The sequence below is a fragment of the Rhizobium sp. CFBP 13726 genome, assembly GCF_014841925.1.
Lineage (GTDB): Bacteria > Pseudomonadota > Alphaproteobacteria > Rhizobiales > Rhizobiaceae > Neorhizobium > Neorhizobium soli.
The window spans coordinates 207,939-223,899 of sequence record NZ_JACYUU010000003.1; the positions used below are offsets into that span (position 1 = coordinate 207,939).

Genomic DNA, 15,961 nt, shown 5'->3' on the forward strand with positions numbered 1-15,961 from the left:
GGTTTTGTGGGTTTCAAACGGGCGTGGTAACTTCACAAGAATCGTGAAGGAAGGGCCGGTGCTCAAGCCAAATTCCATGAAGGGGCTGGAGGAGCTTGGCAGGGTCAGGCTGTCGGAAAACTTCTTCTTCCGCGATTTCCTGTTTTCCGAGATTGCCGCAGTCTATGGCATGGCCAATGTCCCTGATGATCCTGATCTCGCGATCGAGGCAGGGCGGCACCTCTGTGAGGAGCTGGTGGAACCGCTGCAGGCGACATTCGGCCGGCTGCATGTGCGCTCCGGTTACCGCGCAGCAGCGGTCAATGCCTTCGGCAATGTCAGGGGATTGAACTGCGCCACCAACGCCGCTTCGTCTGCAGACCACATCTGGGATCTTCGCGATGCTGATGGCTGCATGGGGGCAACGGCCTGTATCGTCGTCCCATGGCTAATTGACAATGTCAGCGAGGAGGGCGACTGGCGAAAGCTTGCCTGGTGGATCCACGATCACCTGCCTTATGCCTCGCTCTGCTTTTTCCCGAAACTCTGGGCCTTCAATATCCAGTGGCATGAGCGGCCGGTGCGCCGGATCACGAGCTATGCCCAGCCCCGCGGGCTCCTGACCAAGGAAGGAATGGCCAACCATGGCGGCGACCATTCGGAATGGTACCAGGGCTTTCCGAAGTTGAGGCGATAGTGCCTCATCGAGATAGGAATGCACGACCGATTGCACTGCCTGTTCTTCAGACTCGACGAGACCCTCCCCAGGCTCTGCAACAACAGAACCTGCGGAGGGCTAAATACTCACATCTTCATCTTTTCGCGGAGCGCATCAATGCGTTTGGAGGCTTCGGCCTTGGACAAGTCCTCGGCGAAAGCGTCAGGCTCTTTCGCCTGCTCGCTGAGGGTCTTGAGATAGGAGCCCTGGGCGCCGGTCATTGGCTCGTCACCGGTGACCCAGTCATCCGGGTCCTTCTCGGTGTTCGATGCGGGATCCGGGTCAGTCTTCGGGTTGTGTATGTCGCTCATAGTTTCCTCACCGTTTGGATGTTCCTTAAACGTTCTCGGTGAAACGAAGTTCCATCAACGGCGCGGTGTCCATGCTGCCTGTCCACCATAACGGGCGCCGGCAATCTTGTCGGGAGACAGCATGTCGTCGAGGCGCTTCACATCGTCGGCGGTAAGCACGACGTCGGCCGCTCCGGCATTCTGCTCCAGATTGGGGATTTTGCGGGCACCGGGAATAGGCACGATGAAGTCACCCTTGGCGAGTACCCAGGCAAGAGCAAGCTGCGCCGCCGTGATGCCCTTCTTCGCCGCCATCTGTTCGACAAGCCTAACAAGCGCCAGGTTCGCCTCCATGTTCTCAGCCTCGAAGCGCGGCATGGTGCGGCGAAGGTCACCTTCGCCGAATTCCGACGTGTTCTGGATCTTGCCGGTGAGGAAGCCACGGCCGAGCGGGCTGAACGGCACGAAGCCGATCCCCAGCTCACGGCAGGTATCGAGCACGTCGCCCTCGGGATCGCGGGTCCACAGAGAGTATTCGCTTTGCAGCGCCGCAATCGGGTGTACGGCATGGGCCCGCCGGATGATCTCAGGGCTTGCCTCCGAAAGCCCGAGCGCGCGCACCTTGCCTTGTGTCACCAGCTCGGCCATCGCCCCGACCGTCTCCTCGATCGGCACATCAGGATCGACGCGGTGCTGGTAGAAGAGGTCGATCACGTCGATGCCGAGGCGTTTCAGCGAGGCTTCGGCAACTGCGCGCACCTGCTCCGGCCGGCTGTCGAGACCGGACATCGCGCTTGAATCCTTCTTGGTGGGATCGATCCTGAACCCGAATTTGGTGGCGATCACCACCTTGTCGCGGAACGGTCGCAACGCCTTGCCGACCAGTTCCTCGTTGACAAAGGGGCCATAGACTTCGGCCGTGTCGAAGAAATTGACCCCGATCTCGACGGCGCGGTGCAATGTCTTGATCGATGTCGCCTCATCCTGCCCGCCATAGGCATGGCTCATGCCCATGCAGCCAAGGCCAATCGCCGAGACCGTCAGTTCAGTTCCAAGCTTGCGTGTCTGCACGGGAATTCTCCTGGTTGGCTCAAAGAGGGTCCGGCGGGGTCGCCGGAAGGATCGATCAGGCACCGGCCTCGTTTAGCAGCGCCATCTGCGCGTCGGTGAGCGTGAGTCTGCCGGCCGCAAGGATCGCCTCAAGCTGCTTCAGGCTGGTGGCGCTGGCGATCGGCGCAGTAATGCCCGGCCGTGCGGCAACCCAGGCAATCGAAATCGCAGCCAGGCTTTCGCCGGTTTCCGCGGCCACTTCGTCGAGTGCTGCAAGCACCTTCAGGCCCCGGTCGTTGATGTAGTCGGGCATGCGGTTGCCACGCGTCTTGCCTTCTGCATCTTCGGGTTTGCGATACTTGCCCGTCAGGAAGCCAGCTGCCAGCGCGTAGTAGCTGATGACGCCGATGTCTTCGGCGATGCAAAGGTCCGCAAGCGGGCCCTCGAACTTGTTGCGGGTGTAGAGATTGTATTCCGGCTGCAGCACATCGTAGCGGGGCAGGCCGTTTTTGTCAGCGGCATTGAGCGAGGCCCGCAACTGTTCGACACTGAAGTTCGAGCAGCCGATGGAACGCACCTTGCCGGCATCCTTCAGCTTCGCAAGCGCGCCAAGCGTCTCCTCATGCGGCGTGTCGTCATCGGGAAAATGCGAAAGGTAGAGGTCGATATAGTCGGTCTGCAACCGCTGCAGGGATTTGTCGACGGCTTCCACCACCCACTTCGCCTTCAGCTTCTTGTCGTCGCCCATGGTGGGATAACCGAATTTCGTGACGATGACAGCCTTGTCGCGGGCCACCGTGCCGCGCTTCAGCCAGTTGCCGATCACGGTCTCACTTTCACCACCCTGATGGCCGGGCGCCCATGCGGAATAGACATCGGCGGTGTCGATCGTGTTGAACCCGGCCTCGAAGAACGCGTCCAGCATCTCGAAAGAGGTTTTTTCGTCCGCGGTCCAGCCGAACACGTTGCCGCCGAAAACGACGGGCGAGATGGAAAGTCCGGTACGGCCGAGCAAGCGCATGTCCATGATGGTCTCCAGATAGATGACGTGGGGAAGCGATGAGTGCTGAAGGATGAAACTAGGCTGATTGGATCGACTGTCAAACCGACAAGCGGGCACAAGGTTTCAGCACTGCCGACAACGACAGTTGCCCGCCCGACCAAGCGGCCCTAGGTTAGCCTCCCAATGACTGTCTGTGAACGTGTGGAGGCACTGCTATGTTGCGTTTTGGAATCCTGTCGACGGCGAAAATCGGACGGGACGCTGTCGTTCCCGCACTGCTAGACGCCGAAAACTGCGTGGTCAGCGCCGTTGCCAGCCGTGACATTGCCAAGGCGCGCGCTTTTGCTGATCGGTTCGGCGTGCCGCATGCGTTCGGCTCCTATGACGAGATGCTGGCCTCCGACACGATCGATGCCGTCTATATCCCGCTGCCGACCAGTCAGCATGTGGAATGGTCGATCAAGGCGGCCGAGGCCGGCAAGCATGTTCTCTGCGAAAAGCCGATCGCGCTGAAGGCGAGCGAGATCGAGCGACTGATCGCAGCACGGGATGACAACGGCGTTCTGATTTCCGAAGCCTTCATGGTCACCTATGCGCCCGTCTGGCATAAGGTGCGCGACCTCCTCAAGGAAGGCGCAATCGGCGATCTCAAGCATGTCCAGGGCGCCTTCAGCTATTTCAACCGCGATCCTGACAACATGCGCAACATTCCGGAACTCGGTGGCGGCGCGCTGCCGGATATCGGCGTCTACCCGACGATCGCGACCCGCTTTGCGACCGGCCTCGAACCTCTACGCGTCCAGGCCACGGTAGCGCGCGATCCCGACTTCGGCACGGATATCTATGCAAGCGTCAAGGCAGCGTTCGAGACATTCGAAATGAGCTTCTACATCTCGACCCAGATGGCGGGTCGCCAGCTCATGGTCTTCCACGGCACAGAGGGCACGATCGAGGTCAAGTCTCCCTTCAATGCCGACCGCTGGGGTGCCGAAGAGATCGAACTCACCAACCAGAAGCACAATGTCTCGCAGATCTTCCGCTTCCCCGACAGCCGCCAGTATCGCCGCCAGGCCGAAGCCTTCGCGAAGGCAGCCATGGGCGAGGCGGCGGAAATCGTGACGCTCGAGAACTCGCTTCTCAACCAGCGCTTTATCGACGCAATCTACCGCGCCGGCGAAACCGACGGCTGGGAGACGGTCTGACCTAGTTCTTGTGGCGGAAGACGAAGCGGGAATATCCGAAATAGCTGTAGGCCGTTGCTGCAGCCGAGGCGAACACGATCGCCGCAATCGGCTGCAGGAACGGCGCCCGCCACATTAGCAGGGAATAGACGGCGTAATTGATACAGGCCGAGGTGATGCCCACGGCCCAGTATCGAAAGCCCTCCTGCGCAAGCGAGTGCGGTGACGGCTCGAACGTCCTGTTGCGGTTGATCAGCCAAGTAAAGCTCATCGCGACCATGATCGCAGGAATACGGGCTGCAAACGGACCGAACCCGGCAACCGCGATCAGAAAATACGTCAGTCCGGCATCGATGACGAAGCCGCAGCCGCCTGCAGCCAAGAACCAGAAAAGTCGCTTCATGCGGCGCTCTTGGCGTCCTTGGCAGTCTTGCGGCGGCCACCAGCAGATTTCTGCAGCGAGACCGGAGCATGGACGCGTTGCGGCATGCTCATATAATGGATACGCAACTGCTCTGACCGTGCCCGCGATAGGGAATCGAGGATGAGCCCGGCCGTGAACACCAGAAACGAGATCAGCATCAGCACCAGCGAGAAGACCCAGGTCGGCATCCGCTCGACCAGGCCCGTCTCGAAATACTCGACCAGCACCGGCGCCATGAAGGCGAGGCTTGCCGCCATGAAGGCAGCGCTGATCGTGCCGAAGAAGGCGAAGGGCCGGGTTTCCTTCATCAGCATCGCAAACATCCAGAGGATCTTTGCACCATCGCGGAAGGTCGAAAGTTTGGAATGCGATCCTTCCGGACGCCGACCATAATCCAGCTCGATCTCGCAGATCGGTAGCTTCAGACGCGACGCATGCACCGACATTTCCGTCTCGATCTCGAACCCGCCGGATACGGCCGGAAAGCTCTTGACGAAGCGACGCGAGAAGGCGCGGTAGCCGGAAAAGATATCGGTAAAGTCGCGTCCGAAGATCGTCCGGTAGAGAATGTTGAACAGCCGGTTTCCGGTCGCGTGGCCCTGGCGCCCCGCATCCGCATGAACGCCCCGACGGGAGCCGACAACCATATCGGCGCGCTCGGTCAACAGGGTGCGGATCAGCTCTTCCGCGTCTTTCGGGGAATAGGTGCCGTCACCATCCGCCATCAGATAGATGTCGGCGTCGATATCGGCAAACATGCGGCGCACCACATGGCCTTTGCCCTGGCGTCGTTCCCGCATCACCTCGGCACCGGCCAGCATGGCTTTCAGCGCAGTGCCGTCGGTCGAATTGTTGTCGTAGACGTAGATGCGCGCATCGGGCAGGGCCTGGCGAAAGCCGTTCACCACCGCTTCGATCGTCGATGCTTCGTTGTAGCAGGGCAGAAGAACGGCGATCTTCAGATCACCCGTCAGGGCATCGGTCATGGTTTTCACTCGATACAAAGAAGACCGCAGACGGCACGCGCCGCTTCACCGCTTTACTATTTCTTGGGAAGGTTAAGGCTAGGTTTCGGGCTGGAATATTTCGGGGCGAAAATGCGAAAGCCCCGGAAATCATGGTCGGAGGTGGGGAAGACATGCAGGTCGTTAGCGGGCGCGGTGCGATATCGTCGAGGCTTGCGCCCGTGGTGATGATCTACTGGCTTGCAATCTCGATCATGGCATTGGTCATCAAGCTGCCCACCGCGACCGATCTGATCGGTGCCGACAACGACGACATCATGCGGCTGGTCGAAGTCCGCGATCTCCTTGGCGGTCAGAGCTGGTTCGACATGATGCAGTACCGGCTCGGCCTCGCCGACGGCACGCTCATGCACTGGTCACGTCTGGTCGATCTGCCGATCGCGACATTGATCAAGTTTTTCTCGCTGTTCATGGCAATGCCGCTGGCCGAAGGCGTCGCGGCAACGGTCTGGCCGCTTCTCGTCTCGCTCCTCCTGTTCGTCCCGCTCGGCCTTGCCGGCCGCCGCATCGGCGGGGTGGTCACCCTGCATCTGGTGCTCGGCATCGGCGCGATCTTCGTCTTCACCAACATCAAATTTCAGCCGGGCGCGCTCGATCACCACAATGTCCAACTGGCGCTTGCCATGTGGGTCACAGCCATGCTGGTCGATCCGCAATATCGCCGGTCAAGCTATGCCGTCGCCGGCATTGCAGCGGCGCTGGCGATCGCCGTCGGTGCCGAAACGGTCCCTTTCGTCGCTGCCGCCTGCATCTGCGTCGTGCTGCAATGGGCCTGGCACGGCAGGTCGTTCGCCGGGGCCGCCAAAGCGTTCGGCCTCTGCCTCACGCTTGCGATCTCCGCCGCCTTTTTCGCCACCGTGCCGCCCTATCGCTATGCGGTCGTCACCTGCGATAATCTTTCCTTTGGCTTTTATTCGCTGACGGCGATCGGTGGCGCCGGCCTGTTCATTCTGGCAAGCCTGCCCTTGCCCGATAAACGGTTGCTGCGTTTCGCCATGCTGGGGGCGGCCGGCGTCGCCCTTCTTGCTGCAGCCCGCGCAATTGCGCCGGAATGCCTCGGCAATCCGCTGGCAAACCTTGATCCGCTGCTTGTCGAACTCTGGCTGAACGGCGTATCCGAGGCACGCTCGATCGTGGCTGAAATGCGCGACACGCCCGAGCTCGTCGGCGGCTTCTATGCCGTGGGCCTTTTCGCCATTCTCGTCTGCCTTGCCCGCATCGCCTGCCGCAGCAAGGTCGAAACCCACGTCGTGCTTCTCGTTCTGCTCCTGGTTTCCTTCGCCGTCGCTGCCATTCAGGTGCGCGGGACGATCTTTTCCAACCTCCTCAGCATCCTGCCGCTGTCTCTGCTGATCGCCGATATCCGCGTCCGGGCCAATGCGGACCGCAACAATCCAGGTCTTGCCGCGGCCTATATCGTCACGGTCCTCGCGTCCGTTCCGGTCGTCTGGGGCGTCGTGGGCATTCTCGTGAAAGAGGGCGTCGGCGCCGTCGACCTCAATATCCTCTCCACCGATAACGCAGGTGAAGAAGGAGAATGCGGCGGGCCGCAGACATGGTCCGCGCTGAATGCCCTTCCGGTCGGCGTTATCGCTTCTCCCTCCAACAGCGGCGCGGAGATCATTCGCTTCACGCGACATCGTGCATTGTCCGCGCCCTATCACCGCAATCAGGGCGGCATGCTGACCGAACTGCATATCGGCCTCGCGCAACCGGCCGAATCCAAGGCCTTTATCGATGGTGCCGGTGTCACGGCTCTCACCTTCTGCAAGAGCGATCCGCAGACCGAGCGGCTGATCGCGATGAAACCTGACGGCCTCTATGCCGCGCTCGCCCGGAGTGACGTCCCACCATACCTGCAGCCTGTGGCCACAGGCCCGCTGGATGGGTTCATGATCTATCGGGTTGTTCGAGACTAGCGCGAGATTAAGCGTCGGATGATCCGGAAAGACGGATGAAATCGGCGCAGCCTTCGGTTAGAACAAAGGGCATGACGAGCCCTATCGCCCAAGAATCGCCGACGAACCTCACCGAATTTTCCGTGTCGGAGCTTTCCGGCTCAATCAAGCGCACGATGGAAAATGCGTTCGATCATGTGCGGGTGAGGGGAGAAATTTCCGGTTATCGCGGTCCGCACTCTTCCGGTCATGCCTATTTCTCGCTGAAGGACGACCGCTCGCGCATTGATGCGGTCATCTGGAAGGGCACCTTCTCGCGCCTGCGGTTCCGGCCGGAAGAAGGCATGGAAGTGATCGCGACCGGCAAGATCACCACATTTCCAGGCTCGTCGAAATATCAGATCGTCATCGAAAACCTCGAGCCGGCAGGCGCCGGCGCGCTCATGGCGCTGCTTGAGGAGCGCCGCCGCAAGCTCGGTGCCGAAGGCCTGTTCGATCAGGACCGCAAGCAGCCCCTGCCTTATCTGCCGCGTGTCATCGGCGTGGTGACCTCGCCAACCGGCGCCGTCATCCGCGATATCCTGCACCGCATTTCCGATCGCTTTCCCGTCCATGTGGTCCTATGGCCCGTCAAGGTTCAGGGCGAGGGGTCCGGCGAGGAAGTCGCCGCTGCCATCCGCGGGTTCAACGCGCTCGGGCCAGGTGACGCCATCCGAAGACCAGATGTGCTGATCGTCGGCCGCGGTGGCGGCAGTCTGGAAGATCTCTGGAGCTTCAACGACGAGATCGTCGTGCGCGCTGCAGCCGAAAGCCGGATACCGCTGATCTCGGCCGTGGGCCACGAGACCGACTGGACGCTCCTCGATCACGCCGCCGATGTTCGCGCACCGACGCCGACAGGCGCCGCCGAAATGGCTGTTCCCGTGAAGGCGGATCTCGAAGCTCAGCTCGCCAGCCTGGCCGCCCGGCTGCGGGGCTGCGCAGCGCGCCAGATGGACCACCGCAAACAGTCGCTGCGGGCGCTCGTCCGCGCGCTTCCGTCGCTCGACCAGCTGCTGGCACTTCCGCGCCGACGGTTCGATGAAGCCGCGGCTGGCCTCGGCCGCGGGCTGGAGCGCACGACGGTCGTCAAGCGCCGCGCGTTCGAGCGTGTCTCGTCCGGTCTGCGCCTCGATCTCCTGACGGGCAGGCTCCAGCAACAACGCCAGGCTTTGAACGACCGGCTGCTACGGGCCGATCGTTGCCTGGAGAGAAGAGCGTTGAGCGAACGCGGGCGTCTGTCGCGTTTCGAAGCGTCGCTGAAATCTCTGCCCGCGCGGCTGCTCGGCCAGATCCAGCGCGAGCGTCAACATCTCGTATCGTTCGGGCGCCATGCCGATACCGCTATGTCGCACACGCTCGCGCGCAGCCGTTCGGCCATCTCGGCGCAGGATCGCGTCCTGCAGTCGCTCTCCTACAAGAACGTCCTGCAACGCGGTTTTGCGGTCATTAGAGATGAGAACAACCACCCCCTGACACGGGCCGCTGGCATCGGCGAGGGCCGGGCGATTTCCGTGGAATTCGCTGACGGTCGTATCTCGGCCGTCACGGGCGGCGAGGCACCCGTTGACTATCCGTCGCCCTCCGCACGGCCATCTCAGCCGAAAAAGAAGCTGCCGAAACCGGAAGGTGCCGACCAGCCTGCCAAGCAGGGCACGCTGTTCTAACCCTTGGGCGGCAGCCCATTCAAATCCCCGCCAAGACTTCCTATCTTCTCCACGAAGAGACCTCTCTGGAACACGGCGTTGCAAGCCGCGTTTCCTCGGCAGTTGCAAACGGAGACCATGGCCATGAAAAAAGCATTCGCGACCTCGTTGCTGATCCTCTCGGCGGCAGCTTTCGGCACTCCGGCACTGGCCGGACAGACGAGGGCATCGGAGATCATCTTCGGCAAGGCTTATGACGATAACGTCATCGCGATCCAGTCCGGCTCGCTCACCAGCCGCAAGGACGGATATTCCGAGTGGTCGGGTTCCGGCAACGAACTGATCATGCGCCGTGCCCAGGCGGAAGTCAGTGCCGACGGCAGCCTGATGCGCTCGCTCGAAGCCCGCGGCATTGCCATCCACAACGTCCTGTCGGTGGAAACCGCTGCCAACGGCGGCAAGGTCGTCTATTACCGCTGATGGCGGCAAGGGCCCGGTCCAGCCGGGCCCTGTTTTTTGTGCGTCAGGCCCACTCGCCGGCGCGCATCACAGGCACTTTGGAACCGTCGGCCCTGATGCCGTCGATATCCACCTTGTCGGATCCGATCATCCAGTCGATGTGGATGAGGCTCGAATTGCCGCCCTGCGTCCTGATCTGCTCCGGCGTCAGCGACGCTCCGTCGAGGAAGCATTTCGAATAGCACTGGCCAAGCGCGATGTGGCAGGACGCGTTTTCGTCAAACAGCGTGTTGTAGAACAGGATGCCGCTTGCCGAAATCGGCGAGGAATGCGGCACTAGCGCCACTTCGCCCAGCCGGCGGGCACCAGCATCCGTGTCCAGAACCCGGCTCAGCACTTCCCCGCCCTTGGCAGCATTTGCCTCGACGATGCGGCCGCCCTCGAACTTCACCCTGATATCGTCGATCAACGTGCCCTGATGCGACAGTGGCTTGGTGCTGGAAACATAGCCTTCCACCTTCAGCGCGTGCGGAGTCGTGAACACTTCCTCGGTCGGAATGTTCGGATTGCAGGTGATGCCGTTTTTCGCGACGGACGCACCGCCATGCCATTCATGGCCATCAGCCAGGCCAACCGTCAGGTCCGTGCCGGGGCCGGTGAAGTGAAGCGCTGAAAAACGCTCGCCGTTCAGCCAAGTCGAGCGCTTCTTGAGGTTCGCATTGTGCGATGCCCAGGCAGCGACGGGGTCGTCGAGATCGACGCGGGAAGCGGCAAAGATCGCATCGGCCAGCTTGCGCACCGCCACTTCTTCGGCCACGTCCGGAAACACCTGCCGTGCCCAAGCCGGGTTGGGATAGGAAATGATGTTCCAGTTGATGTCGAAATTGGCGATCTTCTCGAGCGCCGGCTTGTAGGCCATCGAGTTGGCCTTGTTGGCCCGCGCCACCTTGGTAGGATCCTGTTCGGAGAGCATCATCGGGTTGTCGCCGGAGATCGCCAGACGCGCCGCACCATTGGCATAGGCCTTCGCCATGCCCTCGTAGAGCCAGTCCGAGGCCTTGTCGAAACTCGCATCGGGCGCGAACTCGTAGCGCGCAAGCGTCGTCTCTTCGTCGGAATAGAACGTGGTAACAAGACCGGCACCGGCCTTATAGGCGTGGCGGGTCAGGAACCGAACCAGCGGCAAGGCCGCAATCGGCGCTGTGATGACGAGATCCTGGTTCTTCGCGAGTCCAAGGCCAACCTTGACCGCCACTTCGGCAAGCTTTTCGAGTTTCTGCGGATGGATGGCGGTCTGGAAATTCGGCACGATTGTCATAATGGCCTCTGTTCTTGGAATATCTGCTGACACGACTTAGGGTAACTGAGGTGAATTTGAAGTCGATCGGTCACGATCGTAGTCCCCTCGCTTCACGCAACAAGGGCCGCCGCTATCGCTTTCAACGCCGATTGTGCGTCTTTTGGGGCAAGACGAACCTGAAGCCCTCGCTGGCCACCATTGACGAAAATATGGACCTCCTCGAGAGCCGTCGCTTCGATCGCCGTTGGCACGGGCTTCCTCTGTCCGAACGGGCTGATGCCGCCGACACGATAGCCGGTTATCCGTTCGGCATCAGCCGGTTTCATCATGGCCGCAGACTTGCCACCGAAGGCCGCGGCAAGCCTCTTCATCGAGACTTCTCTATCCGACGGGATGACAACGCAGACCGCCTTGCCGTCCACCTCCGCCATCAACGTCTTCAGGACACGGCAAGGATTTTCGCCGATGGCCTCGGCTGCCTGAAGGCCGATGCGTTCGGCGTTCGGATCATAGTCGTAGGTGACCGTCGTGAAGCTCACGTCAGCCTTCTCGAGGACTTCGGTTGCGCGGGTCGCCTTGGACATGAAATTCAGGTCTCGGTGAATGTCGCGGCGTAGGTTTCCGGTTTGAAGCCGACAACCAGCTCGCCATCCGCTTCCAGTATGGGCCGCTTGATCATCGAAGGCTGAGCCGCCATCAGCGCGATCGCCTTCTCCCGGTCGAGATCCAGCTTGTCGGTCTCGGGAAGTTTCTTGAACGTGGTGCCTGCGCGATTCAGCACCTGTTCCCACCCGGCGCGCCCCGTCCAGTCGTCAAGATGATCGGGGTCGATACCGAGCGCCTTGTAGTCGTGGAAGGTGTAGGCAACGCCCTTCTCATCCAGCCAGGCGCGGGCCTTCTTCATCGTGTCGCAATTCTTGATGCCATAGATGGTGATCGCCATGAAAACCTCTTCAGTTGATGACGATCGATAGCAACGACACCTCGGTTTAGGCAAGGCATGGATGCCGTGAGGTCCGTGCCATGTGATTGGCGCATGCCTCCTCTGTGAGCTTGTCGATTGTATAGGCACAATCAGAAGCCTATTTTAGCAACATCACAAGGAGAGATCAAATGTCTGCATCTATCAAGAACCGCGTTGGCGCATTCGGTCGTGCATTTGCACTGTTCGGCGCTGCCGTCTCCGCATCCGCTGCTGTCGAGAACAACCGTCGTCCGCACGCCCGTGACCTCGAGATCCTCGGCATCGATCCCCAGGCTTTCCGCAAGGTTCGCTAATCATACTTCCAAAGACCGCCCGGCGGGAAAGTTCCTGCCGGACCTGTGTGGCGTAGTCCTTCGCCACACCACGAGCGCTGATGACATGACCCGGCTGAGACCTTCAGCCACAGCAGGCCACCATCCTGCTCACTGCATGGCTTGTGTCGCAAGCCGATAGGCGATCAAGCCACAAACTTCCCCGCAGAAATAATGATACAAGGTTAGGCGTGCACAAACTGCCTGATAACACAGCCGCAGCTGGCGTCGCGCCAACTCAGCTCATCAGCATCTTGTAGGCGCAATAGACGGCGATCAGCACGACGGCGCCGATCAGTGCCAGTTTCCCGAGCCGCTTCTCGATGAAATGCCGGATGCTCTCGCCGTGGCGGCGCAGGAGCCATGCGAGGAGAAAGAAGCGGGCTCCGCGGGTCACCACGGCCGCTGCGATGAACAGCCAGATATTGACATGCACGGCACCGGACAGGATCGTGACCACCTTGATCGGCGGCAGATGCGCAAAGCCTGACGTGACCAGCATCAGCAGGATCGTCTCGTAGGTGATGCCGGATTTCAGCTCGTTGAACGTATCGAGCTTGCCCCAGAATTCGAGAATCGGCACGGCGATCGCATCGAAAGCGAAAAACCCGATCCACCAACCGGCAATGCCACCGAGGACGGAAAACGTCGTGGCGATCAGGGCGTAGCGCCAGGCGCGCTCAGGCCTTGCGAGCGCCATAGGCAGAAACAGCACATCCGCCGGCACCAGAAAGACCGAGCTTTCGACGAAGGCGATGACCGCAAGCCACACGCTTGCGGACTTGCGGGCGCTGAGCGCCATCGTCCAGTCATAGAGGCTGCGGAGCATAGGGATATCCGGGAAGGGATTGGGAGGTGACAGGCCGCTGCGTGATGCGGCCGGTCACTAAAGGCCTATTCCCACTCGATCGTGCCGGGCGGCTTGCTCGTCACGTCGTAGACGACGCGGTTGATGCCGCGCACTTCGTTGATGATGCGGGTTGCCGCACGGCCAAGGAAGTTCATGTCGTAGGGGTAGAAGTCCGCCGTCATGCCGTCGACCGAGGTCACGGCGCGCAGCGCACAGACGAAGTCGTAGGTGCGGTAGTCGCCCATCACGCCGACGGTCTGCACCGGCAGAAGCACGGCGAATGCCTGCCAGATCGTGTCGTAGAGACCGGCCTTGCGGATTTCGTCGAGATAGATTGCATCCGCCTTGCGCAGGATATCAAGCTTTTCGCGGGTAATCGCACCGGGGCAGCGGATGGCAAGGCCTGGGCCCGGGAACGGGTGGCGGCCGATGAAGCTTTCCGGCAGGCCAAGCTCACGGCCGAGCGCGCGCACCTCGTCCTTGAACAGTTCGCGCAGCGGTTCCACCAGCTGCATGTTCATGCGCTCAGGCAATCCACCGACGTTGTGGTGGCTCTTGATGGTAACCGACGGGCCGCCGGAGAACGAAACGCTCTCGATAACGTCAGGGTAGAGCGTGCCCTGTGCGAGGAAGCGTGGAGCGCCCTTGCCGTCGGAGGCGATCTTGGCGGCTTCCGCTTCAAAAACCTCGATGAACAGGCGGCCGATCGTCTTACGCTTGACCTCGGGGTCGGAAACGCCGGCCAGCTGCGTCAGGAAGAGGTCGGATGCATCCACGGCCACGAGCGGGATGTTATAGGCATCGCGGAACATGCCGACGACCTGTTCGGTCTCGCCCTGGCGCATCAGGCCGTGGTCGACATAGATGCAGGTCAGCTGGTCGCCGATCGCTTCGTGGATCAGGATAGCGGCAACGGATGAATCAACGCCGCCGGACAGGCCGCAGATGACGCGCTCGGTGCCAACCTGTTCCTGGATCTTGCGGATCATTTCGGCCTTGTAGGCAGCCATGGTCCAGTCGGACTTCAGGCCGACGATCTTGTGCACGAAATTGGAGAGCAGCTTGGCCCCATCAGGCGTGTGCACCACTTCCGGATGGAACATCGTCGTATAATAGCGACGGCTCTCGTCGGCAGCGATCGCGAACGGCGCGTTTTCGGATGTGGCGATCACTTCGAAGCCATCAGGCAACTGCGTGACGCGGTCGCCGTGGCTCATCCACACGGGATAGCGGCCGCCCTGTTCCCAGAAACCATCAAACAGCGGGCTGGATTTCTTGATCTCGACGTCGGCGCGGCCGAATTCCGCGGCATGGCCACCCTCGACGACGCCGCCGAGCTGGGTTGCCAGCGTCTGCTGGCCGTAGCAGATGCCAAGGATCGGAACGCCGCTGTCGAACACGGCCTGCGGTGCGCGCGGGCTACCCTCAGTCGTGACCGATGCCGGGCCGCCGGAAAAGATCACGCCCTTCGGCGCCATCCTGTCGAAGGCGTCCGATGCACTTTGAAACGGGTGGATCTCGCAATACACACCCGCTTCGCGCACGCGGCGCGCAATCAGCTGCGTCACCTGGCTGCCGAAATCGATGATGAGAATGCTGTCGGGATGAGCTACCAAGGGCGTTGTCTGGGTCATGGCGAGCCTTTAGAGAAAAACTGGCTTTTGTGCAACTGCGTCAGAGCGCCAAATCGCCGCTTTCGAGGGCGTTTTCAAGCCGGTCGATAACCGCGGCAAGCTTCTCGTCGATGACATGAAGATATTCCGTCCAGTTGTCGACATGCTTCAGCTCCGCCTTGCCGTCGGAAATGCCCCGCAGGCCGATCAGCGGAAGACCGAAAAGCTGACAGCATCGCAGCACCGCAAAGGTCTCCATGTCCACCATGTCGGCTGCCACGAGATCATAGGCTGCTCCCGAAACGATATTGCCGCCCGTTGAAAGCGACGCTTCCGCAATGCCGGGGATGCGTAGCGGCATGGGGACGATTGCCGGGTGATCGAGAAACGGCGTGCGTCCCTTCTCGAAACCAAGCGGGGAGGCGTCCATGTCGCGATAGGCAGCGGACGAGACCTGATAGACTTCTGTCTGCTCGAGACTGCGCGAGCCGGCGGACCCGAGTGAAACGACCAGATCCGGCAACCGGCTTTCCGCCTCCAGCCGTGTCAGCGCGCGCGACAGGACGACCGCCGCCTCGACGGGGCCGACGCCGGTCATCAGCGGCTTGATACGGGTTTTGAGATGCGGACCATACTCGGCATCGACGGCCATGACGAACATGACCTGCCTGCCCGCGACCGACTTCAGTTCGAAATTCATCCGACGATATCCTGCCTGCCGCGAATGACCATCATCGATGCGGTCATGGACGCGATGAGTTTTGCCGGCCCGTCACCGATCGCATAACCACGCCCGTCCGCGACGATGATCGTAGACCCCGGCTTGGTGATTTCGCCGCGAAACAGAAACCGCTCTCCACGTCCCGGCGACAACAGGTTCACCTTGAACTCGATGGTGAGGATCGAGGCGTCAGGCGCAATCGTCGTGTAGGCGGCATAGGTGCAGGCTGTGTCGAGGGCCGCGGAAATCACGCCGGCATGCAGAAAGCCATGCTGTTGGGTCAGCTTCTCGCTATAGGGCAGCTCGATCTCGATCATCGCCTGCTCGACCCGGGTCAGTTCCGCATCGAGCATTGCCATCGCGCCCTGCCGGTCAAAACTCTGGCGAATACGCTCGCGAAAATCGCCTGTTTCGAGAATGCTCATGCCTGCCCCTTTGATCGAGGCAACGTGCCATGCCGGGCCGGTAT

General features: G+C 61.1%; 18 protein-coding genes. 6 read left to right on the forward strand and 12 right to left on the reverse strand.

From position 1 onward, the window contains the following. Positions 1-58: 58 nt before the first annotated feature. A complete protein-coding gene (locus IFT66_RS15020) occupies positions 59-676 on the forward strand; it encodes a hypothetical protein (RefSeq protein WP_192078105.1) in 618 nt (205 codons plus the stop codon). Positions 677-783: 107 nt separating this feature from the next. Here IFT66_RS15020 and IFT66_RS15025 read toward each other — a convergent pair whose 3' ends face one another. The 3 genes from IFT66_RS15025 to IFT66_RS15035 are packed head-to-tail and all read right to left on the reverse strand — an operon-like array spanning position 784 to position 3,064. Further along, positions 784-1,008: a DUF3072 domain-containing protein gene (locus IFT66_RS15025; RefSeq protein ID WP_062454087.1), complete on the reverse strand. Its 225-nt coding sequence runs from the start codon at positions 1,006-1,008 to the stop codon at positions 784-786. 54 nt (positions 1,009-1,062) lie between these two features. Then, positions 1,063-2,058: an aldo/keto reductase gene (locus tag IFT66_RS15030; protein WP_113109349.1), complete on the reverse strand. Its 996-nt coding sequence runs from the start codon at positions 2,056-2,058 to the stop codon at positions 1,063-1,065. Between the two features lie 55 nt (positions 2,059-2,113). Next, complete coding sequence (locus IFT66_RS15035; RefSeq protein WP_192078106.1) at positions 2,114-3,064, reverse strand: aldo/keto reductase; 951 nt, start codon at positions 3,062-3,064, stop codon at positions 2,114-2,116. 191 nt (positions 3,065-3,255) lie between these two features. Here IFT66_RS15035 and IFT66_RS15040 point away from each other — a divergent pair, with 191 nt between their 5' ends. Further along, a complete protein-coding gene (locus IFT66_RS15040) occupies positions 3,256-4,242 on the forward strand; it encodes a Gfo/Idh/MocA family protein (RefSeq protein ID WP_192078107.1) in 987 nt (328 codons plus the stop codon). 1 nt (position 4,243) lies between these two features. Here the strand turns inward: IFT66_RS15040 and IFT66_RS15045 are convergent, their stop codons facing one another. Then, positions 4,244-4,624, reverse strand: coding sequence for a GtrA family protein (locus IFT66_RS15045; protein WP_192078108.1), 381 nt, complete (start codon positions 4,622-4,624; stop codon positions 4,244-4,246). Further along, positions 4,621-5,631, reverse strand: coding sequence for a glycosyltransferase (locus tag IFT66_RS15050; protein WP_192078109.1), 1,011 nt, complete (start codon positions 5,629-5,631; stop codon positions 4,621-4,623). The genes IFT66_RS15045 and IFT66_RS15050 overlap by 4 nt, the downstream gene beginning before the upstream one ends. A 152-nt stretch (positions 5,632-5,783) precedes the next feature. On the opposite strand from IFT66_RS15050, the gene IFT66_RS15055 reads away from it, so the two are divergent. The 3 genes from IFT66_RS15055 to IFT66_RS15065 all read left to right on the forward strand — a co-directional run bounded on the left by IFT66_RS15055 (position 5,784) and on the right by IFT66_RS15065 (position 9,733). Beyond that, positions 5,784-7,589, forward strand: a complete 1,806-nt coding sequence (locus IFT66_RS15055) for a hypothetical protein (protein ID WP_192078110.1) — start codon at positions 5,784-5,786, stop codon at positions 7,587-7,589. A gap of 71 nt (positions 7,590-7,660) precedes the next feature. After that, positions 7,661-9,274, forward strand: a complete 1,614-nt coding sequence (gene xseA / locus IFT66_RS15060) for an exodeoxyribonuclease VII large subunit (protein WP_192078111.1) — start codon at positions 7,661-7,663, stop codon at positions 9,272-9,274. Positions 9,275-9,397: 123 nt separating this feature from the next. Beyond that, positions 9,398-9,733 carry a hypothetical protein gene (locus IFT66_RS15065; protein ID WP_062578748.1) on the forward strand — a complete coding sequence of 112 codons (336 nt, stop codon included), beginning with the start codon at positions 9,398-9,400 and terminating at the stop codon, positions 9,731-9,733. 43 nt (positions 9,734-9,776) lie between these two features. Here the strand turns inward: IFT66_RS15065 and IFT66_RS15070 are convergent, their stop codons facing one another. From IFT66_RS15070 to IFT66_RS15080, 3 genes are all read right to left on the reverse strand, one after another. Continuing rightward, positions 9,777-11,030 (reverse strand): aminopeptidase, encoded by a 1,254-nt coding sequence (locus IFT66_RS15070; RefSeq protein WP_192078112.1) that lies wholly within the window; start codon positions 11,028-11,030, stop codon positions 9,777-9,779. Between the two features lie 92 nt (positions 11,031-11,122). Further along, complete coding sequence (gene ybaK, locus IFT66_RS15075) at positions 11,123-11,596, reverse strand: Cys-tRNA(Pro) deacylase (RefSeq protein ID WP_192078113.1); 474 nt, start codon at positions 11,594-11,596, stop codon at positions 11,123-11,125. A 5-nt stretch (positions 11,597-11,601) separates the two neighbouring features. After that, positions 11,602-11,955, reverse strand: a complete 354-nt coding sequence (locus IFT66_RS15080; RefSeq protein ID WP_192078114.1) for an ArsC family reductase — start codon at positions 11,953-11,955, stop codon at positions 11,602-11,604. Between the two features lie 170 nt (positions 11,956-12,125). Between IFT66_RS15080 and IFT66_RS15085 the strand changes: the two genes are divergently transcribed. Continuing rightward, the gene (locus tag IFT66_RS15085) at positions 12,126-12,290 is read left to right on the forward strand and encodes a hypothetical protein (RefSeq protein ID WP_092663836.1); all 165 of its coding nucleotides are present in this window, start codon (positions 12,126-12,128) and stop codon (positions 12,288-12,290) included. Between the two features lie 256 nt (positions 12,291-12,546). Here IFT66_RS15085 and IFT66_RS15090 read toward each other — a convergent pair whose 3' ends face one another. From IFT66_RS15090 to IFT66_RS15105, 4 genes are all read right to left on the reverse strand, one after another. Further along, complete coding sequence (locus IFT66_RS15090; protein WP_092663834.1) at positions 12,547-13,137, reverse strand: YqaA family protein; 591 nt, start codon at positions 13,135-13,137, stop codon at positions 12,547-12,549. A 65-nt stretch (positions 13,138-13,202) separates the two neighbouring features. Then, positions 13,203-14,792 (reverse strand): glutamine-hydrolyzing GMP synthase, encoded by a 1,590-nt coding sequence (gene guaA, locus IFT66_RS15095; protein WP_192078115.1) that lies wholly within the window; start codon positions 14,790-14,792, stop codon positions 13,203-13,205. A gap of 40 nt (positions 14,793-14,832) precedes the next feature. Further along, complete coding sequence (locus IFT66_RS15100; protein ID WP_192078116.1) at positions 14,833-15,471, reverse strand: 5'-methylthioadenosine/S-adenosylhomocysteine nucleosidase; 639 nt, start codon at positions 15,469-15,471, stop codon at positions 14,833-14,835. Continuing rightward, entirely contained in the window at positions 15,468-15,917 is a 450-nt protein-coding gene (locus tag IFT66_RS15105; RefSeq protein ID WP_092663828.1) for a PaaI family thioesterase, read from the reverse strand. The genes IFT66_RS15100 and IFT66_RS15105 overlap by 4 nt, the downstream gene beginning before the upstream one ends. Positions 15,918-15,961: the final 44 nt, after the last annotated feature.

What these genes read in the sequence shown, in the direction of transcription:
- IFT66_RS15085 (WP_092663836.1), top strand. Translation starts at nt 12,126, where the DNA reads ATGTCTGCATCTATCAAGAACCGCGTTGGCGCATTCGGTCGTGCATTT.
- IFT66_RS15050 (WP_192078109.1), bottom strand. Translation starts at nt 5,631, where the DNA reads ATGACCGATGCCCTGACGGGTGATCTGAAGATCGCCGTTCTTCTGCCC.
- IFT66_RS15080 (WP_192078114.1), bottom strand. Translation starts at nt 11,955, where the DNA reads ATGGCGATCACCATCTATGGCATCAAGAATTGCGACACGATGAAGAAG.
- IFT66_RS15025 (WP_062454087.1), bottom strand. Translation starts at nt 1,008, where the DNA reads ATGAGCGACATACACAACCCGAAGACTGACCCGGATCCCGCATCGAAC.
- xseA (WP_192078111.1), top strand. Translation starts at nt 7,661, where the DNA reads ATGACGAGCCCTATCGCCCAAGAATCGCCGACGAACCTCACCGAATTT.
- ybaK (WP_192078113.1), bottom strand. Translation starts at nt 11,596, where the DNA reads ATGTCCAAGGCGACCCGCGCAACCGAAGTCCTCGAGAAGGCTGACGTG.
- IFT66_RS15040 (WP_192078107.1), top strand. Translation starts at nt 3,256, where the DNA reads ATGTTGCGTTTTGGAATCCTGTCGACGGCGAAAATCGGACGGGACGCT.
- IFT66_RS15100 (WP_192078116.1), bottom strand. Translation starts at nt 15,471, where the DNA reads ATGAATTTCGAACTGAAGTCGGTCGCGGGCAGGCAGGTCATGTTCGTC.
- IFT66_RS15045 (WP_192078108.1), bottom strand. Translation starts at nt 4,624, where the DNA reads ATGAAGCGACTTTTCTGGTTCTTGGCTGCAGGCGGCTGCGGCTTCGTC.
- IFT66_RS15055 (WP_192078110.1), top strand. Translation starts at nt 5,784, where the DNA reads ATGCAGGTCGTTAGCGGGCGCGGTGCGATATCGTCGAGGCTTGCGCCC.
- IFT66_RS15090 (WP_092663834.1), bottom strand. Translation starts at nt 13,137, where the DNA reads ATGCTCCGCAGCCTCTATGACTGGACGATGGCGCTCAGCGCCCGCAAG.
- IFT66_RS15065 (WP_062578748.1), top strand. Translation starts at nt 9,398, where the DNA reads ATGAAAAAAGCATTCGCGACCTCGTTGCTGATCCTCTCGGCGGCAGCT.
- IFT66_RS15070 (WP_192078112.1), bottom strand. Translation starts at nt 11,030, where the DNA reads ATGACAATCGTGCCGAATTTCCAGACCGCCATCCATCCGCAGAAACTC.
- IFT66_RS15035 (WP_192078106.1), bottom strand. Translation starts at nt 3,064, where the DNA reads ATGGACATGCGCTTGCTCGGCCGTACCGGACTTTCCATCTCGCCCGTC.
- guaA (WP_192078115.1), bottom strand. Translation starts at nt 14,792, where the DNA reads ATGACCCAGACAACGCCCTTGGTAGCTCATCCCGACAGCATTCTCATC.
- IFT66_RS15105 (WP_092663828.1), bottom strand. Translation starts at nt 15,917, where the DNA reads ATGAGCATTCTCGAAACAGGCGATTTTCGCGAGCGTATTCGCCAGAGT.